The 1,865-nt window shown below is 36.4% G+C and carries 2 protein-coding genes; one reads left to right on the top strand and one right to left on the bottom strand.

The annotated features are described in order from the left end of the window. Positions 1–42: 42 nt before the first annotated feature. Positions 43–1,443, top strand: a complete 1,401-nt coding sequence (locus tag AOG55_RS02435; RefSeq protein ID WP_048102020.1) for an MFS transporter — start codon at positions 43–45, stop codon at positions 1,441–1,443. Between the two features lie 10 nt (positions 1,444–1,453). Here the strand turns inward: AOG55_RS02435 and AOG55_RS02440 are convergent, their stop codons facing one another. Next, complete coding sequence (locus AOG55_RS02440) at positions 1,454–1,771, bottom strand: DsrE family protein (RefSeq protein WP_048102019.1); 318 nt, start codon at positions 1,769–1,771, stop codon at positions 1,454–1,456. Positions 1,772–1,865 lie beyond the last annotated feature (94 nt).

The raw sequence follows: 1,865 nt of genomic DNA on the forward strand, positions 1-1,865 counted from the left end.
TAAGTGGGATAAATTTTTAAATAATAAAACATTGCATTTATTATGGAGAATAGTAATTATAATACAAAGGTTGAGAAATTTGGCAAAAATTCAGCAAAGGCCACAACATCACAGTTTTTTGGTTTTTTGCTGGATGCATTTGACCTAACAATGATTTTATCAACAGCACCCGTTCTCGCCGTTGTCCTGCTACCGCCAACCACAGCACTTCTTGGGGCATTCACAATTATACTGTCATATTCTCTCACAATTATATTTAGGCCCTTTGGATCGGCCATTTTTGGTCATTTTGGTGATAAAATAGGAAGGAAAAAGGATCTTATTATAACCATACTGGGCCTAGGATTATTCAGCACACTTACATCTGCACTGCCAACCTATGCCAGTGTGGGTATACTATCATTTGTCCTTTTTGTCATAATAAGGATCTTCGTTGGCACATTTGCAGGTGGTGAATACGCTGCCGGCCATCCATTTGTAATGGAATGGACACCTTATAAATTCAGGGGCATAATTAGCGGTCTTGTTCAGGGTGGATTTTCCTTTGGCGCCCTTCTGGCAGCAGCAATAGTGGCTATTTTCACAGGATATTTTGGTATTGCAGCCATAAAGGCATATGCATGGAGATACCTGTTCCTGACAACCTTAATTCCGGTGGTCATTGCCCTTGTTGTGAGATTAACAATGAGTGATACTCCTGCATTTAATAAGCTCAAAAAGGAAAATAAAATTAAAAAACAGCCATTTACAGATCTGTTTAGAAAGGAGCACAGAAAAGATTTCTTCCAGGTAATGATATACATGACTGGAATGTTCTTCTTTGCATATTCATTATTCGCATTTGTTCCCACAATACTTGAACATGCACCAAGTGTTTTCACATACGGGGAGGCAGATACAATATATACATATTCACTTGGCACAGCCTTTGCAGGTGCATTATTCTTTGGATATGTGTCACAGAAGATTGGAAGAAGAAAGTTAACTTTAATATGGGCAGTTCTTACATTAATTGTGACTGTGCCAATGTTTTATGGCGCATTCTATGGGGCCAAAACAGGAAATGTCCCACTTACTGTAATATCTGTACTAGTCATTGGTTTTATAACACAGGCGCCATGGGGGATAATCCCTGTATACCTATCTGAGAGATTTCAAACAAATATGAGATCATCTGGCGTAGGTTTTGGATATTCATCCGGAATTTTTATAGGTGGATGGTTCTCAATATATGTTCCATTAATGCACGATTACCTTTTTAAATCCATAGACACACCAACAAACATATGGTTTTCAACTGCCATGCTATTAATGATAGGCGCGGTTATTGTTGGCGTGGGCATGTATTTAAGTCCTGAAACACTGGGTACAGAAATTACCGATGACCATAATATAAAAAATATTGAGGAAACAAAGGAAAATAAAAGTGTATCAGAAAATTAATTTTTAATTTTTATAAAACAAGGTACATGTAACCTTCCTGTTTTCTTTTTATTATTTCCTTCAAACTTGCGGGAACATATACCACGCCATCCGCAAGTTCATCCTTTTGGATATTTCTTGCTTGCATTGAGGTTCCGCATGCAACAACCTGCACCTTTTTATTTTCAAGCATTGGTTTTATTCTGTTTTTTTCCACCACTGCAGCTATTCCACCATTGAGATAAACAACCTCAACAAGCTCTGTTTCTGGCATTTCTGAAAGATGCTCGGCTGCTGTTATGGACATTGCTATTTTATCCTCTGAATCAACAGACAGTATTATTTTCATAATCCAAAATATGATAATTCTATTTAAAATTTCTTAATATATGAATATATTTCATAAATATGCATTAATTTCATATAAACATCATAAATATGAT

This window comes from Acidiplasma cupricumulans (assembly GCF_001402935.1).
GTDB classification, from domain to species: Archaea; Thermoplasmatota; Thermoplasmata; order Thermoplasmatales; family Thermoplasmataceae; genus Acidiplasma; species Acidiplasma aeolicum.

What these genes read in the sequence shown, in the direction of transcription:
- AOG55_RS02435 (WP_048102020.1), top strand. Translation starts at nt 43, where the DNA reads ATGGAGAATAGTAATTATAATACAAAGGTTGAGAAATTTGGCAAAAAT.
- AOG55_RS02440 (WP_048102019.1), bottom strand. Translation starts at nt 1,771, where the DNA reads ATGAAAATAATACTGTCTGTTGATTCAGAGGATAAAATAGCAATGTCC.